The organism is Actinomadura formosensis NBRC 14204 (assembly GCF_001552155.1).
GTDB lineage: Bacteria > Actinomycetota > Actinomycetes > Streptosporangiales > Streptosporangiaceae > Spirillospora > Spirillospora formosensis.
Window position 1 is genome coordinate 1 of the sequence record NZ_BCQQ01000064.1, and the last position, 26,594, is coordinate 26,594.

The 26,594-nt window shown below is 72.5% G+C and carries 25 protein-coding genes; 18 read left to right on the top strand and 7 right to left on the bottom strand.

Translation table 11 applies throughout. The annotated features are described in order from the left end of the window. From AF1_RS17880 to AF1_RS17920, 10 genes are all read left to right on the top strand, one after another. Positions 1-2,605 (top strand): type I polyketide synthase (locus AF1_RS17880; RefSeq protein ID WP_157419227.1); only part of this gene is annotated, 2,605 nt, incomplete at its 5' end. Between the two features lie 14 nt (positions 2,606-2,619). Further along, a complete protein-coding gene (locus AF1_RS17885; RefSeq protein WP_084263055.1) occupies positions 2,620-3,396 on the top strand; it encodes an arylamine N-acetyltransferase in 777 nt (258 codons plus the stop codon). Positions 3,397-3,426: 30 nt separating this feature from the next. Beyond that, positions 3,427-3,597 (top strand): hypothetical protein, encoded by a 171-nt coding sequence (locus AF1_RS34520; protein ID WP_169804044.1) that lies wholly within the window; start codon positions 3,427-3,429, stop codon positions 3,595-3,597. Continuing rightward, the gene (locus AF1_RS17890) at positions 3,594-4,655 is read left to right on the top strand and encodes a 3-dehydroquinate synthase family protein (protein ID WP_067800067.1); all 1,062 of its coding nucleotides are present in this window, start codon (positions 3,594-3,596) and stop codon (positions 4,653-4,655) included. The genes AF1_RS34520 and AF1_RS17890 overlap by 4 nt, the downstream gene beginning before the upstream one ends. Next, complete coding sequence (locus AF1_RS17895) at positions 4,652-5,872, top strand: 3-deoxy-7-phosphoheptulonate synthase (protein WP_067800070.1); 1,221 nt, start codon at positions 4,652-4,654, stop codon at positions 5,870-5,872. Before AF1_RS17890 ends, AF1_RS17895 begins: the two co-directional genes overlap by 4 nt. A 30-nt stretch (positions 5,873-5,902) precedes the next feature. Beyond that, positions 5,903-6,706, top strand: coding sequence for a shikimate dehydrogenase family protein (locus AF1_RS17900; protein WP_067800073.1), 804 nt, complete (start codon positions 5,903-5,905; stop codon positions 6,704-6,706). A gap of 145 nt (positions 6,707-6,851) precedes the next feature. After that, a complete protein-coding gene (rifK, locus tag AF1_RS17905; RefSeq protein ID WP_067800076.1) occupies positions 6,852-8,012 on the top strand; it encodes a 3-amino-5-hydroxybenzoate synthase in 1,161 nt (386 codons plus the stop codon). Continuing rightward, complete coding sequence (locus AF1_RS17910) at positions 8,009-9,085, top strand: Gfo/Idh/MocA family protein (RefSeq protein WP_067800078.1); 1,077 nt, start codon at positions 8,009-8,011, stop codon at positions 9,083-9,085. Before rifK ends, AF1_RS17910 begins: the two co-directional genes overlap by 4 nt. A 15-nt stretch (positions 9,086-9,100) precedes the next feature. Next, positions 9,101-9,796, top strand: coding sequence for an HAD-IA family hydrolase (locus AF1_RS17915; RefSeq protein ID WP_067800081.1), 696 nt, complete (start codon positions 9,101-9,103; stop codon positions 9,794-9,796). A 5-nt stretch (positions 9,797-9,801) separates the two neighbouring features. Then, positions 9,802-10,821, top strand: coding sequence for an ROK family protein (locus AF1_RS17920; protein WP_084263056.1), 1,020 nt, complete (start codon positions 9,802-9,804; stop codon positions 10,819-10,821). Here AF1_RS17920 and mhpA read toward each other — a convergent pair. Then, a complete protein-coding gene (mhpA, locus tag AF1_RS17925) occupies positions 10,713-12,377 on the bottom strand; it encodes a bifunctional 3-(3-hydroxy-phenyl)propionate/3-hydroxycinnamic acid hydroxylase MhpA (protein ID WP_306303172.1) in 1,665 nt (554 codons plus the stop codon). The genes AF1_RS17920 and mhpA overlap by 109 nt on opposite strands. A gap of 169 nt (positions 12,378-12,546) precedes the next feature. Between mhpA and AF1_RS17930 the strand changes: the two genes are divergently transcribed. Together AF1_RS17930 and AF1_RS17935 are read left to right on the top strand one after the other, a co-directional pair. Beyond that, positions 12,547-13,752, top strand: coding sequence for a phthiocerol/phthiodiolone dimycocerosyl transferase family protein (locus AF1_RS17930; protein ID WP_207394118.1), 1,206 nt, complete (start codon positions 12,547-12,549; stop codon positions 13,750-13,752). Positions 13,753-13,805: 53 nt separating this feature from the next. After that, positions 13,806-14,399: a dTDP-4-dehydrorhamnose 3,5-epimerase family protein gene (locus tag AF1_RS17935; RefSeq protein ID WP_306303170.1), complete on the top strand. Its 594-nt coding sequence runs from the start codon at positions 13,806-13,808 to the stop codon at positions 14,397-14,399. Positions 14,400-14,567: 168 nt separating this feature from the next. Here AF1_RS17935 and AF1_RS17940 read toward each other — a convergent pair whose 3' ends face one another. Continuing rightward, positions 14,568-15,776, bottom strand: coding sequence for a cytochrome P450 (locus AF1_RS17940; RefSeq protein ID WP_067800090.1), 1,209 nt, complete (start codon positions 15,774-15,776; stop codon positions 14,568-14,570). A 113-nt stretch (positions 15,777-15,889) separates the two neighbouring features. Continuing rightward, positions 15,890-17,143 (bottom strand): cytochrome P450 family protein, encoded by a 1,254-nt coding sequence (locus AF1_RS17945; RefSeq protein WP_067800093.1) that lies wholly within the window; start codon positions 17,141-17,143, stop codon positions 15,890-15,892. Between the two features lie 282 nt (positions 17,144-17,425). On the opposite strand from AF1_RS17945, the gene AF1_RS17950 reads away from it, so the two are divergent. The 4 genes from AF1_RS17950 to AF1_RS17965 all read left to right on the top strand — a co-directional run bounded on the left by AF1_RS17950 (position 17,426) and on the right by AF1_RS17965 (position 20,446). After that, positions 17,426-18,250 (top strand): SAM-dependent methyltransferase, encoded by an 825-nt coding sequence (locus AF1_RS17950; protein ID WP_067800132.1) that lies wholly within the window; start codon positions 17,426-17,428, stop codon positions 18,248-18,250. A gap of 86 nt (positions 18,251-18,336) precedes the next feature. Beyond that, positions 18,337-19,026 (top strand): thiamine pyrophosphate-dependent enzyme, encoded by a 690-nt coding sequence (locus AF1_RS17955; RefSeq protein WP_067800096.1) that lies wholly within the window; start codon positions 18,337-18,339, stop codon positions 19,024-19,026. Positions 19,027-19,049: 23 nt separating this feature from the next. Further along, positions 19,050-19,934 (top strand): transketolase family protein, encoded by an 885-nt coding sequence (locus AF1_RS17960; RefSeq protein ID WP_207394122.1) that lies wholly within the window; start codon positions 19,050-19,052, stop codon positions 19,932-19,934. Between the two features lie 65 nt (positions 19,935-19,999). After that, positions 20,000-20,446, top strand: coding sequence for a nuclear transport factor 2 family protein (locus AF1_RS17965; RefSeq protein ID WP_067800102.1), 447 nt, complete (start codon positions 20,000-20,002; stop codon positions 20,444-20,446). Between the two features lie 115 nt (positions 20,447-20,561). Here the strand turns inward: AF1_RS17965 and AF1_RS17970 are convergent, their stop codons facing one another. The 4 genes from AF1_RS17970 to AF1_RS17985 all read right to left on the bottom strand — a co-directional run bounded on the left by AF1_RS17970 (position 20,562) and on the right by AF1_RS17985 (position 23,907). Beyond that, positions 20,562-20,756, bottom strand: coding sequence for a ferredoxin (locus AF1_RS17970; protein WP_207394119.1), 195 nt, complete (start codon positions 20,754-20,756; stop codon positions 20,562-20,564). Next, positions 20,753-22,018, bottom strand: coding sequence for a cytochrome P450 (locus AF1_RS17975; protein ID WP_067800135.1), 1,266 nt, complete (start codon positions 22,016-22,018; stop codon positions 20,753-20,755). Before AF1_RS17975 ends, AF1_RS17970 begins: the two co-directional genes overlap by 4 nt. An 82-nt stretch (positions 22,019-22,100) precedes the next feature. After that, positions 22,101-23,474 carry an NDP-hexose 2,3-dehydratase family protein gene (locus AF1_RS17980; protein WP_067800106.1) on the bottom strand — a complete coding sequence of 458 codons (1,374 nt, stop codon included), beginning with the start codon at positions 23,472-23,474 and terminating at the stop codon, positions 22,101-22,103. A 1-nt stretch (position 23,475) separates the two neighbouring features. Beyond that, positions 23,476-23,907 carry a type II 3-dehydroquinate dehydratase gene (locus AF1_RS17985; RefSeq protein WP_407642226.1) on the bottom strand — a complete coding sequence of 144 codons (432 nt, stop codon included), beginning with the start codon at positions 23,905-23,907 and terminating at the stop codon, positions 23,476-23,478. 292 nt (positions 23,908-24,199) lie between these two features. Between AF1_RS17985 and AF1_RS17990 the strand changes: the two genes are divergently transcribed. Together AF1_RS17990 and rfbH are read left to right on the top strand one after the other, a co-directional pair. Next, positions 24,200-25,192 carry a Gfo/Idh/MocA family protein gene (locus AF1_RS17990; RefSeq protein ID WP_084263057.1) on the top strand — a complete coding sequence of 331 codons (993 nt, stop codon included), beginning with the start codon at positions 24,200-24,202 and terminating at the stop codon, positions 25,190-25,192. Next, complete coding sequence (rfbH, locus tag AF1_RS17995; protein ID WP_067800112.1) at positions 25,189-26,493, top strand: lipopolysaccharide biosynthesis protein RfbH; 1,305 nt, start codon at positions 25,189-25,191, stop codon at positions 26,491-26,493. Before AF1_RS17990 ends, rfbH begins: the two co-directional genes overlap by 4 nt. Positions 26,494-26,594 lie beyond the last annotated feature (101 nt).

A 26,594-nucleotide genomic window follows, 5' to 3' on the forward strand; every position in this document is an offset into this window, starting at 1 on the left:
GCACGCGACCGAGCCCGCCACCGATGCCGTCTCGCTGGGATTGGCCGGAGCCGACCACCCGATGCTCGGCGCGGTCGTGCAACTGCCGCAGTCGGACGGCCTGGTGTTCACCTCACGCCTGTCGCTGCGGACGCATCCCTGGCTGGCAGACCATGCGGTCAGGGGCGTCGTCATCGTCCCCGGCACCGGGTTGGTCGAGCTGGCCGTGCGTGCCGGGGACGAAGCCGGGTGCCCGGTTCTCGACGAGCTCGTGATCGAGGCGCCGCTGGTGGTGCCCCGGCACGGCGGGGTCCGCGTACAGGTGGCACTCAGCGGGCCGGGCGAGGACGGCTCACGCACCGTCGAGGTGTACTCCCTCCGCGAAGACGCCGGTGCGGATACGTGGACCCGGCACGCCACCGGTGTGCTGGCGGCCACGGGCCGGCCGGATCGGGGCGGCACCGGATTCGACTTCACCGCCTGGCCGCCGCCCGGCGCGCGGCCGGTCGACACCAGCGGTGGCTACGGGCTGCTCGCGCAGGTGGGCTACGAGTACGGGACGACGTTCCAGGCCGTGCGGGCCGTGTGGCGGCGCGGCGAGGAGACCTTCGCCGAGGTCGCCCTGCCCGAGGACCAGCGCAAGGAGGCGGGCGGGTTCGGCATCCACCCGGCGCTGCTGGACGCGGCCCTGCACTCGACCATGCTGAGCGCCGCGGCGGACGAGGGCGAACCGGATGGGCGGGAACTGCGGTTGCCGTTCGCGTGGAACAGGCTGCGACTGCACGCGGCCGGTGCCGCGGTGCTGCGGGTTCGCGTCGCGAAACCCGGACCCGACGCGATGTCCCTGGAGGCCGCGGACGAGGCGGGCGGCCTTGTCGTCACGTTGGACTCGCTGATGGGCCGGCCGGTCACCGACCAGCAGTTGGCGACGGCGGCGGGCACCGCGCGCGCCGACTCGTTGTTCCACGTGGCGTGGGTGGGGCTGCCTTCGCTGCCGGGCGGGCCTTCGCCGTCGTGGGTGCCGGTGGCCGACGCGGAACAGGTGGCGACCCTGGCCGACGACGTGCTGTCGGGTGCGGACGCCCCGGCGGCGGCAGTCCTGGAAGCCGTCGCCGACGGCGCTGACGGCGACGGCGCCGTGCTGGAGCTGACCACCCGGGTGCTGGACGCGGTGCAGTGCTGGCTGGCCGGGGGCGGGCTGGAGGAGTCGCGGCTGGTGGTCGCGACCCGGGGCGCGGTGCCCGCCGGCGACGGCGCGGTGACCGACCCGGCCGCCGCGGCGGTGTGGGGTCTGGTCCGGGCCGCCCAGGCCGAGAACCCCGGCCGGATCGTGCTGATCGACCTCGACCCGGCTTCCGGGGACGGGGCGGAATCGGTGCTGGGTCCGGTGCTGGCCGGTGGGGAACCGCAGGTCGCCGTCCGCGGCACGGCCCTGTCGGTGCCCCGGCTCACCCGTGCCGGCGGTGCCGTGCCGGACGCCCCGGCGGTGTTCGGTCCGGAAGGGACGGTCCTGGTCACGGGCGGTACCGGATCGCTGGGTGGTCTCGTGGCCCGGCACCTGGTCGCCCGGCACGGGGTGCGGCGTCTGGTGCTGGCCGGCCGGCGGGGTCCGGCCGCCGAGGGCGTGGCGGACCTGGTCGCGGACCTCACCGGGCGGGGCGCGGAGGTGTCGGTCGTGGCCTGCGATGTGTCGGATCGCGACCAGGTGGCGAGCCTGCTGGCGTCCGTGCCCGCCGAGCAGCCCCTGGTGGGTGTGGTGCACGCGGCCGGCGTGTCGGATGCCGGGGTGATCGGAACGGTGACGCCGGACCGGCTGGCGGAGGTGTTCGCGCCGAAGGTGGACGCGGTCCGGCATCTCGACGAACTGACCCGCGGCATGGACCTGGACGCGTTCGTCGTCTATTCCTCGGTCTCCGGCGTGTTCATGGGCGCGGGCAGCGGCGGCTACGCGGCCGCGAACGCGTACCTGGACGGGTTGATGGCGAGCCGCCGGGCGGCCGGCCTTCCGGGGCTGTCGCTGGCGTGGGGCCTGTGGGAGCAGAGCACCGGCATGGCGGCCGGCGCCGACGACCTCACCCGCTCCCGGATGAACCGGCGCGGGGGACTGCTGCCGATGACGCCCGCGGAGGGCATGGAACTCTTCGATGCCGCCGTCGGGTCCGGGCAGGCGATGCTGGTGCCCGCCAAACTGGACCTGCGCGGGGTGCGCGCGGCCGCGGCGGCGGGCGCCGGCGTGCCGCACATGTTGCGCGGCCTGGTCCGTGCGGGCCGGCAGCAGGCGCGCACCGCGGGCGCCGGCGACGAGCGCGGGCGGCTGCCGGAGCGGCTGGCCGGGCTGCCCGCCGCCGAACAGGCGAAGGTCCTGCTCGACCTGGTGCGGGCTCAGGTGGCCGCGGTCCTCGGCTACGGCGCGTCCCACCACATCGACGCGGACCAGGGACTCTTCGAGATCGGTTTCGACTCCCTCACCGCCATCGAGCTCCGCAACCGGCTCCGCGACATCACCGAACGGAAGATCGTTCCCAATCTCGTTTTCGCTTACCCGACACCAGAGCGCATCGCCGCGCACCTGCACGAGCTGATGTGCGGCGAGCAGGCCGCGGCCCCAGTGGCGATCTCCGTCTGAAAGAGGGTGATGACGTGTTCGACGTGGACCGCTACCTGCGGCGGATCGGCTGCGCCGGAGAGACCGGTGTGGACATCACGACGCTGCGGAAGCTGCAGAGAAACCACCTCATGGCGATTCCCTACAACAGTGCCGCCTACGACCTCGCTGACGGAGTGCGCATCGTCGACCTCGACGACGGCGCCATCTTCGAGACGAGCATCGCCGACGGGCGCGGCGGCGCCTGCTACCACCTGAACCGCCTGTTCCACCGGCTTCTCCGGGAGCTGGGCTATGACGTCACGCTGGTGGCGGGCACCACCGCCGAAGGCCGGGACAACTTCGGGACCGACATCGAGCACATGTTCAACCGCGTCTCCCTGGACGGCGGCGAATGGCTCGTGGACGTCGGCTATCCGGGCCCGACCTACGTCGAGCCGCTGCTGGTCTCCGACACGGTGCAGACCCAGTACGGAAGCCAGTTCCGGCTGGTCGGCCACGAATCCGGGACCGTGCTGCAACGCCGGGGAGCGGCCACCCGCTGGGGCCTCGTCTACACCTTCACGCTGAAACCCCGGCAGTGGAGCGACTGGAAGGAACTGGAGGACGGTTTCCGGAAGCTCCTGTCGGACGCGGAGCGGGACGACGCCCAGGAGATCCTGTGCGGCCGGGCCTTCGAGGACGGTCAGGTCTTCATGCGGCAGCGCCGCTATCTCACCGTCCGGAACGGCCGTGAGCAGGTCCGCACGATCACCGACGACGACGAGCACCGGATGCTGCTGTCCCGCGTCCTCTCCGGCGACCTCGGCTGAGCTCGCGCCCGATCGCAACCAGAAGGAGAAATGATGGAGAACGAGGACCGTCCGTTCGCGTGGCTCGTCAACTTCTACCGGGCCGGGTACGAGGCGTACGTCCGGTTCCTGTGCGTCTTCTACACCGGTCAGCCGGGGGCGGCGAAGGCCGCGGACCCGGCGCACCGCACCTCGGGGGACGCCCAGGAGGAGGCGCCGTGAGAAGAACGGTTCCGGTGCGCCTCGGAGATCGTTCCTACGAGGTGCTCGTCGGCCCGGGGGTGCGCGCGTCGCTTGCCGGGGTGCTTCGGCGGCTGGGCGCGGAACGGGCCGTCGTCGTGTCGGCACGCCCGGAGGAATGGGTGCCCGACACCGGTGTGGAGACCCTGCTGCTGCCCGCCCGGGACGGTGAACGGCACAAGACGCTGTCCACCGTGGAGGCGCTGTGCGGTGAGTTCGTGCGGTTCGGGCTCACCAGGTCGGACGTCGTCGTCTCCTGCGGGGGCGGGACGACCACCGACGTCGTCGGGCTGGCGGCCGCGCTGTATCACCGGGGTGTGGCCGTGGTTCACCTGCCCACGTCGCTGCTCGCCCAGGTGGACGCCAGCGTCGGCGGGAAGACGGGGGTGAACCTGCCGGAAGGCAAGAACCTGGTCGGTGCGTTCTGGCAGCCCAGCGCGGTGCTGTGCGACACCGACCACCTGTCGACCCTGCCGCGGCGGGAGCTGCGGAACGGTTTCGGTGAGATCGCCCGCTGCCACTTCATCGGCGCGGGGGACCTGCGCGGGCTGTCGCTCACGGAGCAGATCGCCGCCAGTGTGACTCTCAAGGCGGGCATCGTGGAGGTGGACGAACGCGACGCCGGGATACGGCACCTGCTCAACTACGGCCATACGCTGGGCCACGCGCTCGAAGTGGCCACCGGATTCGCGCTGCGCCACGGCGAGGCGGTCGCCATCGGCACGGTCTTCGCGGGCCGGCTGGCGGGCGCGCTGGGCCGCGTCGACCGGGCCAGGGTGGACGAGCACCTGGCGGTCGTCCGCCACTACGGCCTGCCCGCCGCCCTGCCCTCCGGCGTGGACCCGGCTGCCCTCGTCCGCCAGATGCGCCGGGACAAGAAGGCGATCACCGGGCTCGCCTTCGTCCTGGACGGGCCCGCGGGCGCGGAGCTGGTGAGCGATGTGCCGGAGGACGTGGTCGCCCGTGTCCTCGACGAGATGCCGCGTGCGCGCCTGGACGAGCTCGTCGGGGACGCCGCGGCCGATGCGGCGCCGGCATGAGGCGGTTCCCGCCCGCCGGAAGCCCGGCCCGCCCGGTGGACCGGCTCCTGGCCCGCAGGCTGGACGAGGCGCTGGCCCGGCCCGCCGCCCAGCAGCCGCGCTGGCCGGAACCGGAACAGGCGAGCGCCGTCATCGGACGGCTGCACCACGCGGACCCGATCGTGGCGCCGGAGGAGACGGCGCGGCTGTCCGGCCGGCTCGCGTCGGTCGCCCGCGGTGCGGCGTTCCTGCTGCAGGGCGGCGACTGCGCCGAGACCTTCGCCGGCAACACCGAGTCGCATCTGCGGGCCAACCTGCGGGTCCTGGAGCGGATGGCCGCCGTGCTCGGCCAGGCGGCCGGCATGCCGGTGGTCAAGATCGCGCGCATGGCCGGGCAGTACGCCAAACCCCGGTCCAACGCCGTCGACACGCTGGGGCTGCCGGTCTACCGCGGCGACATCGTCAACTCCGCGGAACGCACCCCCGCCGCGAGAACACCCGACCCGCACCGGATGGCGCGCGCCCACGCCAACGCGGCCGGCGCGATGGAGCTGGTCCGCGGGCTCTGCGCGGGCGAGGTCTACATCAGCCACGAGATGCTCCTGCTCGACTACGAACGGGCCGTGCTGTGGGTGGACGCCGCCGGCCCGGAGCCCCGGCTGTCGAGCGGCCTGGCGCACTTCCCGTGGATCGGCGACCGCACCCGCCAGCTCGACGGGGCGCATGTCGCGTTCGCGGAGCTCCTGGCCAACCCGATCGGTCTCAAGATCGGTCCGAGCGTCACCCCGGAGCAGGCCGTCGAGTACGTGCGGCGCCTCGACCCGCACCGCACACCGGGGAGGCTGACACTGGTGAGCCGCATGGGGCACACCCTCGTCCGCGACGTCCTCCCGCCGATCGTGGAGAAGGTCAACGCCTCCGGGCACGAAGTGATCTGGCAGTGCGATCCGATGCACGGCAACACCCGGACGTCGGGGAACGGGTACAAGACCCGGCACTTCGACCACGTGGTCGACGAGATCGCCGGTTTCTTCGAGGTGCACCGGCGGCTCGGCACCCATCCCGGCGGCATCCACGTCGAGGTGACCGGCGACGACGTGACCGAATGCCTCGGCGGGTCCTCCGGAATCGCCGAGACCGACCTTCCCGCCCGCTACCGGACCGCCTGCGACCCGCGGCTCAACGCCGGGCAGGCGGGCGAACTCGCCTCCGCCGTCGCGCGGATGCTGCGCGGCTGACAGGACGGACGTCCAGGAAAGAAGGCTGTGATGACCGGAAACCCGCCCATCGGCGGCACCACCCGCCTGTACGTCGTGGTGGGCGATCCCGTCGCCCAGGTCCAGTCGCCCGCGCTGATGAACCCGCTCTTCGCACGGCTGGGAATCGACGCGGTGCTGGTCCCGGTGCACGCGAGGCCCGAACACCTTGAGCGGATCGTCGGCGGGTTGCAGTGCGCCGGCAACGTCGACGGCATCTTCGTCACGGTGCCGCACAAGGCGGCGGCCGCCGGGCTCGCCGACCGCCGCGGCCCGATGGTGGAGATCACCGGGAGCGCCAACGCGCTCAGGCGGGAGGCCGACGGCGGCTGGTACGCGGAGAACTTCGACGGCCTCGGTTTCGTGACGGGCCTCGTGGGCGCCGGCCACGACCCGAGAGGCAGCCGGGTGGCGCTCGTCGGCGCGGGCGGCGCGGGAAGCGCCATCGCCGCCGCGCTGCTGGCGGCGGGCGTGGAACGGCTGTCGGTGTGCGACCCGGACACCGCGAAACTGGACGGGCTCCGCTCGCGCCTGGACGCGCACTGGCCGGGCAGGACCGCCGTCTCGGCCGAACCGCTGCTGGACGGCGCCGGCATCGCCGTGAACGCCACACCGCTCGGGCTGAATCCCGGCGACCCGCTGCCATTCCGCCCGGACCTCCTGCCATCGGGCAGTGTGGTGGCCGACATCATTATGCGGCCCCGGGAGACCCGGCTTCTTCGCGAAGCGGCGGCACTTGGCCACCGCGTCCATTACGGAATCCACATGCTCGACGGGCAACTGGCCTCATATCGTGCGTTTTTTGGCCTGGGCTGAAGAGTCCGGCGACTACCAGAGCGAGGGATGTGGGGCACCATACGCCGTCATATTCTGACGAGCAGCGGCTGATTCGCTCAATTCCCGAAAATCGGGCCGTCGTTCGATCATTTCCTCAATTGGCCCAGTGGAGATTCGGAGAGGTATGCACGCGCGACAGGGACCGGAATTCCCCCGTTGGCCCCAGTACGACGAGACCGAGCGGGACAGCCTGATCCGTGCGCTGGAGCAGGGCCAGTGGTGGCGCATGGGCGGGGACGAGGTGAACTCCTTCGAACGCGAGTTCGCCGCCCAGCACGGCGCCGAGCACGCGCTGGCGGTCACGAACGGGACGCACGCGCTGGAACTCGCTCTGCAGTGCATGGGCGCCGGGCCGGGCACCGAGGTCATCGTGCCGGCCTTCACCTTCATCTCCTCCTCCCAGGCGGCCCAGCGGCTCGGCGCGGTCGCGGTCCCGGTCGACGTCCGCCCGGACACCTACTGCATCGACGCGGCGGCGGTGGCCGCCGCCATCACACCGCGCACCCGCCTGATCATGCCGGTGCACATGGCCGGGCTCATGGCGGACATGGACGCGCTGGCGAAGATCTCCGCCGAGGCCGGTGTGCCGCTGCTCCAGGACGCCGCGCACGCCCACGGCGCGCGCTGGCAGGGCAAGCGCGTCGGTGAACTGGGCAGCGTCGCGGCGTTCAGCTTCCAGAACGGCAAGCTGATGACCGCGGGCGAAGGCGGCGCCGTGCTGTTCCCCGACACCGAGATGTACGAGACGGCGTTCCTGCGGCACAGCTGCGGCCGCCCCCGGGACGACCGCCGGTACCTCCACCGGATCGCCGGCTCCAACCTGCGCATGAACGAGTTCTCGGCGGCGGTGCTGCGGGCGCAGCTGCGCCGCCTCGACGAGCAGATCGCGCTCCGCGGCAAGCGCTGGACCCTGCTGTCCCGGCTGCTCGGGGCGATCGACGGCGTCGTCCCCCAGGGCGGCGACGTGCGCGCCGACCGCCACTCGCACTACATGGCGATGTTCCGCCTCCCCGGGATCGCGGAGGAGAAGCGCAACGCCCTTGTCGACCGGCTCGTCGACGCCGGCCTGCCCGCGTTCGCCGCGTTCCGCGCGATCTACCGCACCGAGGCGTTCTGGGAGATCGGCGCGCCGGGCGAGACCCCGGACGCGATCGCGGAGCGCTGCCCCAACACCGACGCCATCAGCCGGGACTGCGTCTGGCTGCACCACCGCGTCCTGCTGGCGGGGGAGCGGGAGATGCACGCCACCGCCGAGATCATCGCCGACGCCGTGGCCGCCGTATGAGCGTCCGGGTGGCCTTGGCCGGGCTCGGCTGGGCGGGACGGGAGCTGTGGCTTCCCCTGCTGCGCGAGCACGGCGGCTTCGAGGTGGTCGCCGCCGTCGACGCCGACCCGGTCGCGCGCGCGGCGTTCGGGGAGGCGACGGGCATCGCCGTGCATCCCGCGGTGGACGCGCTCACCGCGGGAGCGGTCGACCTGGCCGTCGTCGCGGTGCCCAACCACCTGCACGTCGAGGTGGCAGGTGCCCTGCTCGCCGCCGGGATCCCGGTCTTCCTGGAGAAACCGGTGTGCCTGACCTCGGCCGAGGCCGACATCCTCGCGGCGGCCGAGCGCGGCGGCGGGATGCTGCTGGCCGGCAGCGCCGCCCGTTACCGCGGTGACGTCCAGGCGCTGGGACGGGTCGTGCCGGACCTGGGCGACGTCCGGCATGTCGACCTGGCCTGGGTACGGGCACGCGGCGTACCGCGGCCCGGCGGCTGGTTCACCCGGCGCGACAGGGCCGGCGGCGGGGCGCTGCTCGACCTCGGGTGGCACCTGCTCGACACCCTCGCGTTCCTGCTCGGCCCGGCCCGGGTCACGCAGGTGGCCGGCGTGACCTCGGACGACTTCGTCAACCTCGACGCGTGGCGTGCGGCGTGGCGGCGGGACCGGTCCGGCGCCGTCGCCGCCGACGTCGAGGACACCGCACGCGGCTTCCTGGTCCGCGACGACGGCGTCTCGGTCTCCCTGCGGACCGGCTGGGCGTCGCACGAGGCACGGGACGTCTCCCTGATCCGGGTCGAGGGCAGTGCCGGCACCGCGGAGCTGAGGTGCACGTTCGGCTTCAGCCCCAACCGGGAGCCCGAACCCGTGCTGACGGTGACCCGCGAGGGCACCACGACCCGGCTCGCCGTGCCCGCCGAGGAGATCGGTGTCGAGTACCGGCGGCAGCTGGACGCCCTCGCCGCGATGCTGGCGGACCCGGGCAACCGCGGCCGGGCCGTCGCCGCGGCCCGGCCGATCGTCCACGTGATCGAGAACTTCTACGCGTCCGCCCGCTCGGCGCGTGCCCGGCGAGCGGAGCCCGCGTTCCAGTAGATCCGGAGGTGCCCCATGGCAGTCCCCCTGGGCGAACGGCCGGCCGCCGCGGCCGACACGTCCGCACCGGTCCGGCACGCCGTCGTCTTCGACCTGGACGGGGTCATCGTCGACAGCTTCGCGGTGATGCGCGAGGCATTCGCCATCGCCTACGCCGAGGTCGTCGGCGACGGCCCCGCGCCCTTCGAGGAGTACCGGCGCCACCTGGGCCGCTACTTCCCGGACATCATGCGGATCATGAACCTGCCGCCCGCGCTGGAGGAGCCGTTCGTCCGCGAGAGCTACCGCCTCGCCGACCGGGTGACGGTGTTCGACGGAGTCGTCGGGCTGCTGCTGACACTGCGGGTCCGCGGGCTGCGGCTCGCCGTCGCCACCGGCAAGAGCGGCCCGCGGGCGCGCTCGCTGCTCGACCGGCTGGGCCTGCTCCCGTTCTTCGAGCACGTGATCGGCTCCGATGAGGTCGCCCGGCCCAAGCCCGCCCCGGACATCGTGCGGCACGCGCTGAGCCTGCTCGACGTGCCCGCCGAGCGGGCCATCATGGTGGGCGACGCACCGACCGACATGACCAGCGCCCAAGGCGCCGACGTCGCCGCGGCCGCCGCGCTGTGGGCCGGCCCCGACGAGGCGGAACTGCTCGCCACCGGTCCCGACGTGGTTCTGCGGCGCCCGGCGGACCTCCTCGCACTCTGCCCGCCGGTGCCCGGCCGCTGACGCGCGTGGCCCACTACCTCGGCATCGACGTCGGCGGCACCAAGGTCGCCTTCCGGGCCGAGTCCGACACCGGGCGCGTCGAGGAGACCGCGTTCCCCTGGGGGCCCCGGCACAGCGCCGCCCGGGATCTCGCCCAGCTCACCGGCCATGTGGCGGAGCTGCGGGCGAGGATCGGCACGGCACCGCGGGCGGTGGGCGTCGCGATGCCCGCGACGGTCGGCCCGGCGGGCCGGGTCACCTCGTGGCCCAGCCGGCCGGAGTGGACCGGCCTGGACCTGGCCGCGTCACTCCGGGCGCTGTTCCCCGAGGTCGCCGTCGCCTGGGCGGACGACGGCGACCTCGGCGCGCTCGCCGAAGCGCGGGAGGCCGGCTGCGACGACCTCCTCTACGTCGGCGTGGGCACCGGTGTCGGCGGCGGTCTCGTCCTGCGCGGCGAGCCGTGCCCCGGGCTCGGCCGCGGCTCGTTCGAGATCGGGCACCTCATCGTCGAGCTGGGCGGCGCGCGGTGCGTCTGCGGCCGGCGGGGCTGCCTGCAGGCGATCGCCTCCGGACCGGCCACGCTGCGCCGCGCGGAGCTGCTGCGGGGCGCGGCCGTCACGTTCGACGAGCTGCGGTACGCGCTGAGCGACGAGCGGCCGTGGGCCGTCACCGCGGTCGACCGGAGCTGCCGGGCACTGGCCGCGGCGGTGGCCGGGGTGCGGGAACTGGTCCATCCGCGCCGCGCGCTGATCGGCGGCGGCTTCGCGGCGGGCATCCCCGGGATCATCGACCGGGTGGCCGTCCATCTGGCCGGGCTGACGCGCGCGGTCCACGACCCGCTGCCGGTGGAGCCGGCCAGGCTGGGCGGCCTGTCGTCGCTGCACGGCGCGGTGTCGCTCGCCCGGCTGGTCGCACCCCGCCCGGGACGGCCCGATGATCACGGTCTCCGCGCGCCCGCCGGTGCGATGCCGCCCAACCGGTCGCGCAGGTCGTCCACCAGCAGCTCGGCGCCGTCCGCGCCGCCGGCGGCGCCGAAGACGTGGTAGTCCGGCCGGACGAGCAGGGACGTGGCCCCGAACCGCGCCAGGTACGGCCGGTAGACCTCGTCCACGTCCACCACGTCGTGGGCCGTGCCGGGTTCGGCGCCGGGCGGCAGCAGCCGCACCACGCGGGTGCCCAGTTCGCTGAGGAACGCGAGCCGGTCCCCGCCGAGCGCGGTACGCGGATCCTCGGTGGTCAGCAGGACGAACCCGCGGCCCACCACGTCGTCGAACAGCCCGGAGACCCCGTGCCGGCTCACCCGTCCCTGCGGGATGACCGCACCGGCGGGCGGCTCGGCCTCCCGTGCCCCCGGCCGCCGGTGCAGCAGCCCGCCGCAGAGCGGCTTCGCCGGTTCCGGGCGGGTCGGCGGCCTGCCGCGCCGGCCGGCCAGCACCGTGGCGTCCCGCTCGGCGGCGGCCACCGGGTCCGTCACGCAGATCACCCGGCCCAGCTGGACCGACGCCAGGATCGCCTCCTCGGCCTGCGCGCGGCGCTCCTCGGTGTAGCCGTCCAGGAGGGATTCGGGGGCCGGCCCGCGGAGCGCCAGGTCGAGCCGCCACGCCAGGTTGGCGACGTCGCGGATGCCCGAGCACATGCCCTGCCCGGCGAACGGCGGCATGAGGTGGGCCGCGTCGCCGGCCAGCAGGACGTGGCCCACCCGCCACCGGTCGGCCCACCTGGCCTGGAAGATGTAGGTGGTGCTGCGCAGCAGCGTGGCGTTGCCGGGGGTGACGCCGGACGGCGCCAGCAGCCGCCACGCCGTCTCGTCCCTGTTCAGTTCGGCCGTGCTCTCGCCCGGCAGCCGCATGAACTCCCAGCGCCGCCGCCCGGGGCCGCTGCCCACCAGCGTCGTGGGCCTGGCCGGATCGCAGATCTGCACGTTCGTGGGGACGAACTCGCGCGGCTCGCGGAGTTCGACGTCGCAGAGCAGCCACTCGTAGGAGAAACCGAGATCGGTCACCGGCACGTCGAGGCGGTCGCGTACGAAGCTGTTGGCGCCGTCGCATCCCACGACCCACCGTGCGGAGAGGACGCGCGTCGCGCCGTCACCGGTCGCGGCGGTCACCTTCACCCCCTGCGCGCCGTCGGCGATGTCCACGACTTCGTGCCCGCGCAGCACCGTGACGCCGGGAAGCGCGGCCGCCCTGGCCGCGAGGAGCTCCTCCAGAGCCGGCTGGTGCATCGTGCTGGCGTCCGGCCAGCCGTAGGGGCCGGCCGTGGTGAACGCGATGTCCAGCAGCGTGTCGCCGCCGGCGGTGCGCCACTGGTAGCCGTTGGCGGGCTCGGTGATCCGGCCGAGGTCCGGCCCGATCCCCGTCCCGGCCAGCAGCCGGGCGGTCTCCCCGTCGAAACTGGTCGCCCGGGGCAGCCGGTACGGCCGGGGGCGGCGTTCCAGCACGGTCACCCGCCGGCCGCGCTGGGCGAGCAGCACCGAAAGTGTCGCGCCGATCGGCCCGTTGCCCACGATGATGACGTCCGCGTCCGTCAAGGAAAACCTCACAGGTCCACGCTTATCGACTGGCTGAATTCGGCCACACCAGAAAATGCCGGAACATTCCAGGGCGCACGTGACAGTCCGGGCGTCATGCTAGGCAGGCCGTGCCGGCACGGCATCCCTCAGCCTTATAGAGCCGTGTTCCTCGGCCGCCCCGGAACTACCCGAGCTGGTGATGGCACCGGCGCCCCGCATGGGCAGAATTGGGGAAAATTGGTTGCGTGGGGAGCAATTCGTGACACGAGCTGGATTTTGGCGTGCGCTGGCACCCACCGAGAAACCCCACGCCGGGAGAGAGGCTTACATCGGGTACACGGTGCGCGCCACCGGCCGGCTGGATCCGGACGCCCTGGAGACGGCCTACGCGGCGGTGTGCCGCGCCTATCCCCAGCTCGCGGCCCGGCTGGAGACCGGCGACGCCGGACCCGTCTTCGTCGAGTCCGCCGCCCGGCCGCAGGTCCGGGTCCGCGAGGGGGACCTCGAACACCCGTTGACCGGCGTGGAGCTGGACCAGGGCCGCGCGCTGAGCGCGCTCAGCGTCGTCCGCGACGGCGACGACGCGAGCGTGTGCCTGCTGACCCATCACAGCATCGCCGACGCCCGCCACTCCCTTGAGATGCTCGTGACGCTGTGGTCCTGCTACACCGACGCCGTACACGGCATGCCCGTGGACCCGCCGCGCCACCCGTTCCCCAGGTCGCTTGAGGATCTGCTGGCCGAGCGCGGCATCCACGCGGACGCCCCCACCGGAGCGGCCCCCTCGGGGCCGATGCCCGAACCGCCCCCGGCGGTCGTCCGGCACGTGGTCCGGCACCGCCTGACGGAGGCCGGGACGACGGCGCTCGTGGAACTCGGCCACCGCGAACACGTGACGATCAACGGCCTGCTGTCGGGCGCCCTGCTCGTCGTCGAGGCCGAGGTCCGCGACCTGCCGCTGACCGAACTGCTGCTGAGGTTCACGGTGAACCTGCGCGACCGCCTCACCCCGAGGGTCGGCGCCACCGAGGGCACGAACGTGCTCGGCGGCGTCGGGTTCACGGTCGCCGCCGGGACCAAACCCGAGCCCGTCGCGATCGGCCGGGCCATCGGTGAACGGTTGCGGGCCGGACTGGCGGACGGCTCCATCCAGCGCAGCCTCCTGGACCTGGTCAGCGGGCCGGCACGGGACGCCAGGCCGTGGGAGCCGAGCCGGGGCCCCGCCGTGGTCAGCGTGATGAACTGGGGGCAGGCGCCCCCCATGCGCACGCCGGCCGGCCTGCGGCTGACCGACCTGCACTCCGCCTCCCGGATCAGGGAGTCCTCGGCCATGGGCGGCTACGTGGTGAGCACCTTCGGCGGACGCATCGGTATCGACCTGGCCTGGCCCGCGGGGGATCTGGAGCTGCCGGAACGCATCGAGCGCCTGCGCGAACAGCTGAGCCACCTGACGCGGCGGCCGTGATCGCCGGTGTTCGCGTTCCCCCGTCGAGCGGACCCGCCGGAACCCGGGGAGGGGTGAGCGGCGTGCAGGTGCGTGAGCTGGCGGTCGCCGGCACTTTCGAGTTCACCCCTGACGTCCACCCCGACCCGCGGGGCCTGTTCGTCGCGCCTTACCAGGAACCGGCGTTCGTCGCGGCGGTGGGGCGACCGTTCTCCACCGCCCAGAGCAGCTACAGCCGGTCGGCGCGGGGGACGATCCGGGGCCTGCACTTCACCCGGACGCCTCCCGGGCAGAGCAAGTACGTGTACTGCGCCGGCGGACGCGCGCTGGACGTCGTTCTCGACACCCGGGTCGGCTCCCCGACCTTCGGTAAGTGGGACTTCGTCGAACTCGGGGGCGGGTCCTTCCAGGCCGTGTACTTCCCGCTGGGTGTCTCCCACGGCTTCGTGGCGCTGGAGGACGACACCGTGATGGTCTACATGGTCAGCAGCAGCTACGTCGCCGAGCTGGAAATGGCCGTCCACCCGCTGGACCCGGAGCTGGCCCTGCCCTGGCCCCGGGACGTCGCCCCGATCCTGTCCCCCCGCGACCAGGCGGCCCCGACTCTCGCCGAAGCACTCGCGGCGGGCCTGCTGCCGCGCTACGAGGACTGCGCCGGAGCGGAATAGGGCCGCGGGCCCCGGCCGCCGCTGGTCGCCGGCGGCGCCGACCGGGCCGTCCGCGGGTGCGCCGGCGGAATGCGGGCCGGCGCGGTGCCGGTCGTTTCGATCGGTCCATGTCCGCCGCGGCGCCACGGCGCGCGTCCGGGGCCCCGCCGTGATCACAAAGTGGGCCGGCTACCAGGTGACAGGTAGTTCGACCAGCCCCTGGAATGCCTCTCCGGGCTTGACCGGAACCTCCTTCGCGGGAACCGCCAGGCGCAGGCCGGGCAGCCGTTCGAACAGCGTGCGGAAGGCGATCTCCATGATGACGCGCGCCAGGTTCATCCCCACGCACTGGTGCGGGCCGAACCCGTACGTCAGGTGGTCGCGGAACGCGGGGCGGTGCCAGTCCAGGGAGTCCGGCCGCTCGTAGGCGTCCTTGTCGCGGTTGATGAGGGAGAACAGGAAGAACACGCCGTCGCCCTCGTGGATGGTGGTCTCCTCGTCCACCTCGATGTCCTCGGCGGCCACGCGCTGGAGCCCGTCGGGAACGGCCACCAGCCGCGTCAGCTCGTCCACGGCGGCGGGCCACAGCGACGGGTCGGCGCGCAGCTCGGCGAGCCGTTCGGGGTGCTGGAGCAGGGTGTAGGCGCCCAGCGCGATCGAGCTGGAGGTGGTGTCGTGCCCGGTCACCAGCACGATCAGGAACATCTGGAGGATTTCCTCGTGGTCCACCTCGGTGCTGTCGCCGCGCTCGGCGAGGAGGGCTTCGAGGAACCCCTCGCCCGGGTGCCGCCTGGCCTTCTCGATCAGCTTGCCCAGGTAGGCCATCAGCTCGTCGTAGGCCGCCGCGGCGTCCGGGCCGAACAGGATCTGGTGCGCCTTCCGCTCGAAGTACTCCTGGTCCTCGTGCGGGATGCCCAGCGTCTCGCACAACGCCATCAGGGGCACGGGCGAGGCGAACATGGCGGCCAGGTCCGCGGGGGCGCCGTGCTCCAGCATGGCGTCCAGCCGCTGGTCGACGATCTCCTGGATCTTCGGGCGCAGGGAGTCGATCCGCCGCACCGTGAAGCCCGCCTGCGCCAGCTTGCGCCGGGCGCGGTGCTTCGGGCCGTCGACGCCCACCAGCGCGGTGAGCAGTTTGACGACCTTCTGCTGGACGTCGTTGAACTCGACGGCCGCGGCCGCGGAGACCATGGGCCAGCCGGGGTCGGTGCGGTCGCTGGAGATGCGGGGGTCGGTCAGGAGCCGGCGGGTCAGCTCATGGCCGGTGACGGCCCAGGCCCTACGGCCGTCGTAGAGCGTGATCTGGGAGATCGGGCGCCGCTCGGCCAACGGCCGGTAGCCCGGCGCCGGCTGGTAGGGGCAGGTGCGGTCCTGCGGGAAGGGAACGGTTTCGGTCATGTGGAAGCACTCCCTGGGCAACGAGCCGGGCCACCGGGACCGGCTCCCGTCCGCCGCGGTGGACGGGAGCCGGCCGGACGCGGCCTCTGTCGGTGTGTCGTGGATTCCCGGGCTCAGACGAGCCGCACCGGGAGGTCCTTGGTCCGGGTGAACCCGGGCCGCAGGATCCACGGGACCTCTTCGCGGGGCACCGTGAGGTGCAGGTTCGGGAACCGGGTGAACAGCCCGCGCAGCGCCACCTCCGCCTCAAGGTAGGCGACGTGCTGCCCGAGGCAGCGGTGGATGCCCTTGCCGAACCCGAGGTGGCTCTCGCTGCCCACGGCCAGCCGGTCGACGATCAGCTTGTCCGGCTCCGGGAACTTGCGCGGGTCGGTGTTCGCGGCCATGATCAGCGGCACCACGGGCATCCCCCGCGGAATCATCACTCCGCCCACCTCGATGTCCTCGGTGGCGAACCGCGGCTGCCCGAACTGGATCGGTCCCAGGCGCTGCAGTTCGCGGACCGCCTGCGGCCACAGCGACGGGTCGGCCTTCAGCCGGTCGAGCTGGTCCGGGTGCTCCAGCAGGGCGAGCACCGAGTTCCCGATCAGGTACGTCGTCGTCTGGTGCCCGGCGGTCACCAGGCTGAACAGGATCCCGACCAGCTCGTCGTCGGAGACCCGGCCCGGGTCCTGCGTCTGCGCCTGCACGAGCGCGGTGACCAGGTCGTCCTTCGGCTCGGCCCGCCGGCGCTCGATCATGTCCCGGGCGACCTGGAGGGTCTTGCGCACGCTGCCCGGGAGCCGCTCGCCGTCGAGCGTGGCCATCGCGTCGCTCCACTCCCGCCAGTACGGGCGGTCGGCCTCGTCGACGCCGACCAGCTCGCAGATCACGGTGACCGGCAGCGGGTAGCAGAACGTCTGGACCAGGTCGATCGGCGTGCCGTCCCCGCCCATCTCGGCCAGTTCGTCGAGCAGGTTCGCGGTGAGCTCCTCGACCCTGGGCCGGAACTTGCCCACCCGGTGCGCGGTGAGCGCGTAGGAGACCAGCTTGCGCAGCCGGGCGTGGTCGGCGCCGTCGGAGGCGTTGATGAGGTTCTTCAGCCAGGGGATCAGGTCCTCGGGGACGTCCAGGTACTTGAACACCCCGTTCCGGATGTCCTCGGCGGGCGAGTCGTCCAGCGGGTTGGTGAGGAACCGCCGGTCGGTGAGGACTTGGCGCACGTCCTCGTACCGGGCGGCCAGGTACATCGGCGGCCCGCCCATGAATCCGCCGATCTGCAACGTCGGTGCCTCGCGCACCCTGGCGTGCGCGCCGAACGGATCGGCGACCACTTCTGGTGAGAACAGGTCGACCGGGTCGGCCTGATTCTCGGTGGTGGCGGTCATAGCGATTTCCTTCCGTGTGGAAAGCGTGCGCCGCGGGAATTACGTGCGGTCCGCCGATATGGGCGAGCGCGCGGAAGTCCCGATTCGGAACGATAAGAAGGCGAGGACGGCCGGACATCCCCCAACCTGATAGAACCCGGCGCCCGCGTCCGGGCAGGCCGCCGGCCCCGCCCGCACGGCTATCAATGCGAGGGATACCCGGCCGGTCGCACCCGCCTTAGCCTGCGTGTGGTCGATCACGTCAGGAAACCGCCGGAAAGTAGCGAACCTTGAGGGGTGCTGGTGACAAAGCCGACGCCGACCGAGATCGGGCAGGGATACGACGATTTCGCGGATCTGCTCGACCAGCTCTGGGGCGACAATCTGCACCACGGCTACTGGGACGACGCGTCCGACGGCGCGTCGCTCGACGAGGCCACGAACCGGCTGACCGGCGAGCTGGCCGGAATGCTGGCCATCGAGCCGGGTGATCGCCTGCTCGACATCGGCTGCGGCGTCGGCGAGCCGGTCATCAGGCTGGGCAGGACGCATGAGATCACCGGGGTGGGGGTCTCGATCAGCAAGCGGCAGGTGGAGCGGGCCGGTGACCGCGCCGCGGCCGCCGGCCTGGCCGACCGGCTGTCCTTCCAGTACGCCGACGCGATGGCCCTGCCGTTCCCGGACGAGTCCTTCGACATCGTCTGGGCGCTGGAGTCCCTGCACCACATGCCGGACAGGTGGCATGTGATCCGCCAGGCGGCCCGGGTCCTGCGGCCCGGGGGGCGGCTGGCGATCGGCGACTTCCTGCTCCGGAGCGACCACGGGAGCGGGGCCGACGCCGCCGCCCGGGTCGACCTGGTCCGCGAGGGCGTGCTGAAGATCGTCGATCTCGACGAGTACCTGTCCCGCATCCGGGAGGCCGGCCTCGTGCCCGAGACCGCCGAGGACGTCAGCGACCACACCCGCCCGTCGTGGAGCAAGTCCGCGGAGATCTTCGCGGCGGTGCGGGACCGGGCCGAGCAGTACATCGGGGCGCGGCAGTTCGAGCGCACGCTCTCGAACTTCCGCCAGCTCAGCGACGCGCCGATGGTGGGATACGTCCTGCTGACCGCCCGAAAGCCCGCCTGACCCGTTTGCCGTAGCGGAGTTCCGCGGAGCGGAGACGACGGGTCCGCGGTGCCTTCCCGTCCATCAGAAACGTTGCAGGTGGAGCCATGCAGACGACAGAAGAGACGATACGCGGCCTTTTCCGCAGGATGATCGGAGACGAGAAGCACATCTGGGCCGCCGTGTCCACGACGGACACGATCTGGGTGCTCTACGACCGCGTGCTGAACGTCTCGCCGGAGAACATCCAGGATCCCGACCGGGACCGGTTCTATCTCTCCAAGGGCCACGGGCCGATGGCCTACTACGCGATGCTCGCGGCGAAGGGCTTCTTCGAGCCGGCGGAGCTGGACACCTGGACGCAGCTCGGCTCGCCGCTCGGCCTGCACCCGGACCGCGTGCTGGTGCCCGGCGTGGAGATCAGCAGCGGCTCCCTCGGCCACGGGCTGCCGCTCGGCGTGGGGACCGCGCTCGGGCTGCGCGCCGGCGGGCGCACCGCCCGGGTGGTGGTGCTGATCGGCGACGGCGAGCTCGACGAGGGCAGCAACAACGAGGCGATCGAGATCGCCGGGCGCCTCGGGCTCGACCGCCTCACCGCGATCGTGATCGACAACAGGTCGGCCAGCCTCGGCTGGCCGGGCGGCATCGGCCGGCGCTTCGAGGTGGAGGGGTGGCGGGCGACCACGGTGGACGGTCACGACCACGACGAGCTGTACAAGGCGCTGACCCTGGAACCCGACGGGCGGCCCCAGGCCGTGGTGGCGAACGTCCGCGCGAAGGAAGGGGTCGCGGGATGACGACCCAGGCGGACAGGAAACTGATGCGGACCGTCTTCATCGACACCGTGATCGAGTCGCTGGCCACCGACCCGAGGGTGGTCATGCTGACCGCGGACATCTCCTCGTGGTCCTTCGACGAAGCACGGGAACGGTACCCGGACCGGGTCATCAACGTCGGGATCCGCGAGCAGGCGATGGTGAGCATGGCCGGCGGCCTGGCGCTGACCGGGTTCCGGCCGGTGGTGCACACCTACACGCCGTTCCTGGTCGAGCGGCCGTTCGAGCAGATCAAGATCAGCCTCGGGCACCAGGACGTCGGCGCGGTCCTGGTCAGCATCGGCGGCTCCTACGACGACCTGGCGCGGGGCCGGACCCACCAGGCCCCCGGCGACGTGGCGCTGCTCGACACGCTGCCGGGCTGGACCGTGCACGTGCCGGGGCACGAGGACGAGGTCGAGGCGCTGCTGAAGGACGCGCTGTCCGGCGACGGGCGGGTCTACCTGCGGCTGTCCGACCAGGTCCACAGCGAGGCGGTGCCGCTCTCGGACGAGTTCACCGTGCTGCGCGAGGGCGCCGCCGGCGTGGTGGTCGCGATCGGCCCGACGCTGCGGCAGGTGCTCGAAGCCACCGCCGGCATGGACGTGACGGTGCTGTACGCCTCCACGATCCGGCCGTTCGACCGCTCCGGCCTGCGCCACGCGGTGGACTCCGCGGCGCCGAACGTGGTGCTGGTCGAGCCGTACCTGGCCGGGACCTCGGCGCACGAGGTGGCCGAGGCGCTCGCCGACGTCCCGCACCGGCTGCGCTCGCACGGGGTGCGGCGGGACCGGGAGGTGCGCGCCTACGGCAAGGCCGCCGACCACGACCGGCTGCACGGGCTGGACCCCGCGAGCCTTGCCGAGTCGATCACCGGCTTCCTCCGGTAGCCCCTCCCGGCGACCCGGACGAAGCGACCTCACAGCCGTACAGCCAAGCCGTACAGGGAGCATTGATGAGCCTGACCGACGACCGCGTGGAACTCACCCAGCTGATCTACCGGTTCTGCGCCCTCATGGACGACGGCAGGTTCGCGGACCTGCGGTCGGTGCTCGCCGAGGGGGTCACCGCCAAGGACCCCGGCGGCGCGCCCGTGGCGGGACGGGACGCGGTGATCGCCAACGCGGCGGCCGCGCACTCGCCCGGCGAACGGTCCCAGCATCTCGTCCACAGCGTCCTCATCGACGTGGACGGCGACCGCGCCGGCATACGGGCGAACGTGGTCGTGATCCTCAGTGACGACGCCGCGCCGGAGGGGGCGATCGCCCCGGAGCCCAAGCTCACGATCAGTTCGTGCCTCCGTTACGAGGCGGTCCGTTCCCCGGAGGGGTGGCGCGTGTCGAGCATCGACGGCGACCTCGTGTGGGCGAGTCACAAGCAGCCTCAGGCCGCTCCGGCGTAGGAGCCGCGGGCCGCCCCCCGATTGTTATCCAGAACGGCACCGCCGCGCGGACGTCCGCGCGGCGGTGCCGTTGTTCGGGCCGCTCAGTCGGCCGAGCCGATCAGCACGGGGAGCTTCAGGGGTCGACCCGCAACGCGCCGGTCGGGCATGCCTTGACCGCGTTGAGCACGGTGGCCTCCTGGTCGGGGTCGGGCCGGGTCCGCAGGAGCATCACGGTGCCGTCGTCCTCGTTCTGGTCGAACACGTCGGGCAGGCGCAGCACGCACAGCCCCGCGCCGATGCAGGTCTTCCGGTCGGCGTGAAGTTTCACGACGCCTCCCAGGCGACCGGCAGCGCGTCGACGCCGTAGTGCAGCATCTCGTCGCGCAGGGGGACCTCCTCGGGCGGCACGGCGAGGCGGAGGCCGGGCAGGCGGCGCAGCAGCTCGGTGAAGGCGATCTTCATCTCGACCCGGGCCAGCTGCTGGCCCAGGCACTGGTGCACGCCGTGGCCGAAGGCCAGATGCGGGCCGCGGGGGCGGGTCACGTCCAGCACGTCCGGGTCCGGCCAGTGCTTCTCGTCCCGGTTGGCGGCCACCACGGAGAGCACCACGGTCGAGCCGGCCGGGATGTGCTCGCCGCCGACCTCCACGTCCACGGTGGGGAACCGGAAGAGCCCGATGTGCACGATGGACAGGTAGCGCAGCAGTTCCTCGACGGCGTCGCCCATGCGGGACGGGTCCTCGCGCAGCGCGGCGAGCTGGTCGGGGCGCTGCAGCAGCACGAGGGCGCCCAGCCCCAGCATGCCCGCGGTGGTCTCGTAGCCCGCGAGCAGCAGCAGGTTGGCGATGTTGACCAGTTCGTCGTCGGTCAGCGCGGGGTCGGCCCCGGCATGGTGGATCAGGCCGGAGATCAGGTCGTCGGCGGGGTCCTCCCGCCTGCCGGCGACCAGCCGCTGCATGAACGCGCGCTGGGCCTCGGCGTTCTCCATCGCGTCCTTGACCGGCAGGTTCGCCTGCAGCAGGGTCGTCGCGCGCCGCCGGAACTCGGCCCGGTCCTCGTACGGCACCCCGAGCAGCTCGCAGATCACCAGCGAGGGCACCGGGAACGCGAACTCGGCCATGAGGTCGGCGGTGTCACCCCGGGCCAGCATGGCGTCGAGCCGCTCGGTGACGATCTGTTCGATCCGTTCGCCGAGCCGGTTGATCCGGCGGACGGTGAACTGCCCGGCGAGCAGCCTGCGGTAGCGGGTGTGCTCCGGCGGGTCCATGTTGATGAACGACCCGGCCTGCGCCCGCGCGTTCCGGAACTGCTCCCGCTCCTCCTCGGACAGGTTCTTGAACCTGGGGTGGTAGCGGAACCGGTCGGAGGAGAACCGCGGGTCCGCCAGCACCGCGCGGCACTCCCGGTGCCCGGACAACAGCCAGAACGGGTCGCCGGTGGGCAGCGTCGACCTGGTGACCGGGGATCGCTCGGCCATCGCCGCCAGGGCGGGCGGCAGCGTGAACGGGTCGGCGCGCTTGATGAGTTCTCGGGGGATCGGTGAACCGAGCACGCCCCCGGCGGGCGGCTTCTCGGTCGGCTTGGTCGTCACGGCGGAGGACTCCTTCATCTCACTGTCGTGGGCCTTCTGGGCGGCGCGGCCTTCCGGCCGCCGGGAATGCGGACGGCCGCGGTCACAGGCCGCGCAGGCCGGCCATGAGGCTGCGGAGCTCGACGGTCAGGTAGTTGCTGTGCCGCAGCAGCGAGGTGAGCTGGTTGAGCGTGGTCCACAGGTACCGGTCGTCGGGCTCGGCGGCGGCGTCGTCCTCGATCTCGATGACCAGGTAGCGGTTCTGCGCGTGGTGGAAGCGGCCGCCCTCCTCGGAGTACATGACGTCCAGCCGGACCCGGTCCGGTGGCGCGGCGAGCACGTGGTCCAGGTAGGCCGGACGGTGTTCGGGCGGGGCGTCGGCGTAGTTGTCCGGCTGGCAGTGCACGGTGGCGGTCAACTCGGCGACGTTGAGCATGCCCGCGTCGCTGCGGGCCTGGACCAGCGCGTGCAGCGTGCCGTCGATCCGCCTGACCAGCAACGCGACCAGCCCGGGCCGTTTGGGGGCCAGCAGGGGCTGGGTCCACGCGGTGACCTCGCGGTTGGTCGCGCGTACGTCCACCGCGACGATGTCGAAGTACTTGCCGTCCCGGTGGTCGATGGCCTCGGCGCCGAGCCGCCAGCCGCCCTCGGTGACGTCCCGGAGCGGCACCAGGCGCTGCACCAGCTCCCGCCGGGCGCGTACCTCGGTGAGCCGGCCGAGGACCTCGCCCAGGTCGTGGACGGCCCTGCCGTGTCCCGACAGCGAGCTGCGGACCGCCTCGGCGAACGAGCCGTCAGCGGCGTCCCGCCCGCCCGGCCCCGCCGGCCCATGCGGGATGCACGCCAGGACGGTCCTGGAGTCCATGTTCACCATGTGGTCCAGGCGCAGCAGGCGGTGGAGCTGGTCCAGCGTCAGCCAGCAGAAGTCGTCGTCGAGCGGTACGTCGTCCTCGGTCTCGGCGACGATGTTGCGGTTGCGCTTGTGCAGGAACCATGTCCCCTGCTCGGACTGCAACCCGTCGAACAGCACCCGGCCGCGCGAGCCCGGCCGGAAGTACTCCAGGTACTTGGTACCGGCGCCGCCGTGGACCTTGGTGTAGTTGCTCCGGGTGGCCTGCACGGTCGGGGAGAGCTGGAGGCCGTTGATGTTGCCCGGTTCCATCTTGGCCTGCATCAGGCAGTGCGGGACGCCGTCGAACCGTTTGACCAGGATGCCGAGCATGCCGATCTCCGGTTGCACGATGATCGGCTGGGTCCACCGGGCCGCCCACGCCCGGTCGGTCCGCACCCGCAGGCCCTCGACCGAGAAGAACCGCCCGCTCTCGTGGACGAGGTTGCCCGTGTCCGGTTCGAAGTCCCACCCGGTCAGGTCGGCGAACGGGATCCGCTCCACCTGGAAGCTGTGCGCGCGCGCCCGCGCGTCGAACCAGGTGTGGAAGTCCGCCATGGACATGACCGCGTCGTCGCCGTCGGCCACGTCAGGCGTCCGGGCACAGGTGCAGCAACGCCCGGGCCGCCAGCCGGTAGCCGTACGCGCCCAGGCCGACCACGGCGCCGGACGCCAGCGGGGCGATCACCGACTCGTGGCGGAACCGTTCGCGGGCCCAGACGTTGCTGAGATGCACCTCGATCCACGGCGGTTCGTAGCTCGCCAGCGCGTCCCGCAGGCTCCAGCCGGCGATCATCAGCGCGCCGGGGTTGACGATGGCGCCGACCGTGGTGTCGCGATGCTCGTGGACCGCGCCGACCAGCTCGCCCTCCCCGTCCCGCTGGATCGAGACGACCTCCCAGCCCCGGGCGCCGACCTCCTCGGCGACCGCCTTCTCGATGTCGGCGAGCGTGCCGGTGCCATAGATCTCCGGCTCGCGGCGGCCCAGCGCACCCAGGTTGGGACCGTTCAGCAACAGCACGACACTCAAAGGGCACCTCTCAGTCCGGCGCGGGGCCTGCCGCCGTCGTCTCGCCGCCCGGCGCCGCGGCGTGCGCGACCGCCGTCCGGCGGGCAGCGATCCGCGTGATCCGTTCGCAGGCTAGAAGAGGCGTGACCGGGCCGGTATCCCTCGACCTGATAGCTCCGGGCGGGCCTGGCGCGTACGGGGACAGGGACGCGAAGTCCTATCAGGTCGAGGGATGCCCGGCCGGGTGCCCCTTCCCTAAAGTGCCAAGAGGCAAGATCACCTTTCTCGACACGGAAGGGGCGATGTGCCCGCACACGCCGCGACGAACGGCACGATCGGCATCGGCGTCCTCGGCTGCGCGGACATCGCCCGCCGCCGGATGCTGCCGGCCTTCCTGGCGGACCGGAACCTGCGGGTCGTCGCCGTGGCCAGCCGGACCGGGGAACGGGCGGCGAAGTTCGCCGCCGAGTTCGGCTGCGACGCCGTCGTGGGCTACCGGAATCTGCTGGACCGCGCCGACGTCGAGGCCGTCTACCTGCCGCTGCCGCCCGGCCTGCACGCCGAGTGGATCAGGCGGGCGCTCCAAACCGGCAGGCACGTACTGACCGAGAAACCGGCCACCACGTCCGCCGAGGACACCGCGGAGATGATCGCGCTGGCCAGGGCCGGGAGGCTGGTGCTGATGGAGAACTTCATGTTCCTCCACCACTCCCGCCACGACCGGGTCCGGCGGCTGCTGGCCGACGGGGAGGCGGGGCGGATCAGGGGCTTTCACAGCACGTTCACCATTCCCGCCCGGCCGGCCGGTGACATCCGGCTGTCGGCGGGCCTGGGCGGCGGCGCGCTGCTGGACAACGGCGCCTACCCGGTCCGGGCGGCGCAACTGCTGCTGGGAGAGGAACTTGAGGTGGCGGGTGCGCACCTGACGACCGACCCGCGGCACGGCGTCGACATCGGCGGTTCCGCGCTGCTCTACCGCTCCGACGGCGTCACCGCGCAGCTCACGTTCGGCATGGACCACCACTACGTCAACGACTACCACGTACACGGCAGCGGCGGACGGCTCAGCGTCGACCGGGCGTTCACCCCGCCGGCCGACCTGGCGACGGAGATCACCGTGGCGCGGCAGGGCCGGGTCGACCGCATGACGCTGCCCGCCGAGGACCAGTGCGCCAGGACCGTCGCCGCGTTCGCCGCCGCGATCCGGACGGGCGCCGGCCCGGACGTCCGGGCGATGCTGCGCCAGGCGATGCTGATCGACGAGATCCGGGAACACGCGAGGAGGTCGCGGGTATGACGGAGAGCAAGGCGTTTCTCCTGGAACTCGTGCGCAAATACCATCGGGAGAACGCGCCTGGGGAGTTCGTGCCCGGGACCACGCCGGTGCAGGTCTCCGGGGCCACACTGGACGAGGAGGACCGCGTCGCCCTGGTCGAGGCGGCCCTGGACATGCGGATCGCCTCCGGCGTCAGCGCACGGAGGTTCGAGCGCGAGTTCGCGCGCACGCTGGGGCTGCGCAAGGCGCACATGACCAACTCCGGCTCGTCGGCGAACCTGCTCGCGCTGTCCGCGCTGACCTCGCCGACGCTGGAGGACCGCCGGCTGGTCCCCGGCGACGAGGTGGTCACCGTGGCGGCGGGGTGGCCGACCACGGTGAACCCGATCATCCAGAACGGACTCGTGCCGGTGTTCGTCGACGTCGAACTGGGCACCTACAACCCGACGCCGGAGCGTATCGAGGCCGCCATCGGCCCGCGCACGAAGGCGATCATGGTTGCGCACACCCTGGGCAACCCGTACGCCGTGGCCGAGATCGCCGAGATCGCCGACCGGCACGAACTGTTCCTGATCGAGGACAACTGCGACGCGGTCGGCTCCACCTACCGTGGACGGCTGACGGGGACGTTCGGTGACCTTTCCACGGTCAGCTTCTACCCGGCACACCACCTCACCACCGGCGAGGGCGGCTGTGTGCTGACGTCCAACCTGGCGCTCGCCCGGATCGTGGAGCAGTTGCGCGACTGGGGCCGGGACTGCTGGTGCGAGCCGGGCGAGGACAACACCTGCCGCAAGCGGTTCGAGCAGCAGATGGGAACGCTGCCGTACGGCTACGACCACAAGTACATCTTCTCGCACGTGGGGTACAACCTGAAGGCGACCGACGTGCAGGCCGCGCTCGGGCTCACCCAGCTGGCCAAGCTGGAGGACTTCGGCGCCGCCCGGCGCCGCAACTGGCGGCGGCTGCGCGACGGCCTCGCGGACGTGCCCGGCCTGCTGCCGCCCGACCCGACGCCGGACTCCGACCCGAGCTGGTTCGGCTTCATCATCACGGTGCTGCCGGACGCCTCGTTCACCCGGGCCGGGCTGGAGAGCTTCCTCGGGTCACGCCGGATCGGCACCCGGCGGCTCTTCGCCGGCAACCTCACCCGGCACCCCGCGTACGAGGACCGGCCGTTCCGCGTGTCCGGCGAGCTGACCAACTCCGACCTGATCACCGAGCGGACCTTCTGGGTGGGGGTGTACCCGGGGCTGACCACGCCGATGATCGACTACGTGATCGAGTCCATCCAGGAGTACGTGCGGGCGGCCGGGAGCTGACGGCCGCCCGCGCGAACCATCCGAGCGGGACTTCGGACCTCACGGGAGCGGCACCGAGTGGAGCACGGTCGCCGGCCCGGTTCCGCAGGCACCGGGCCTAA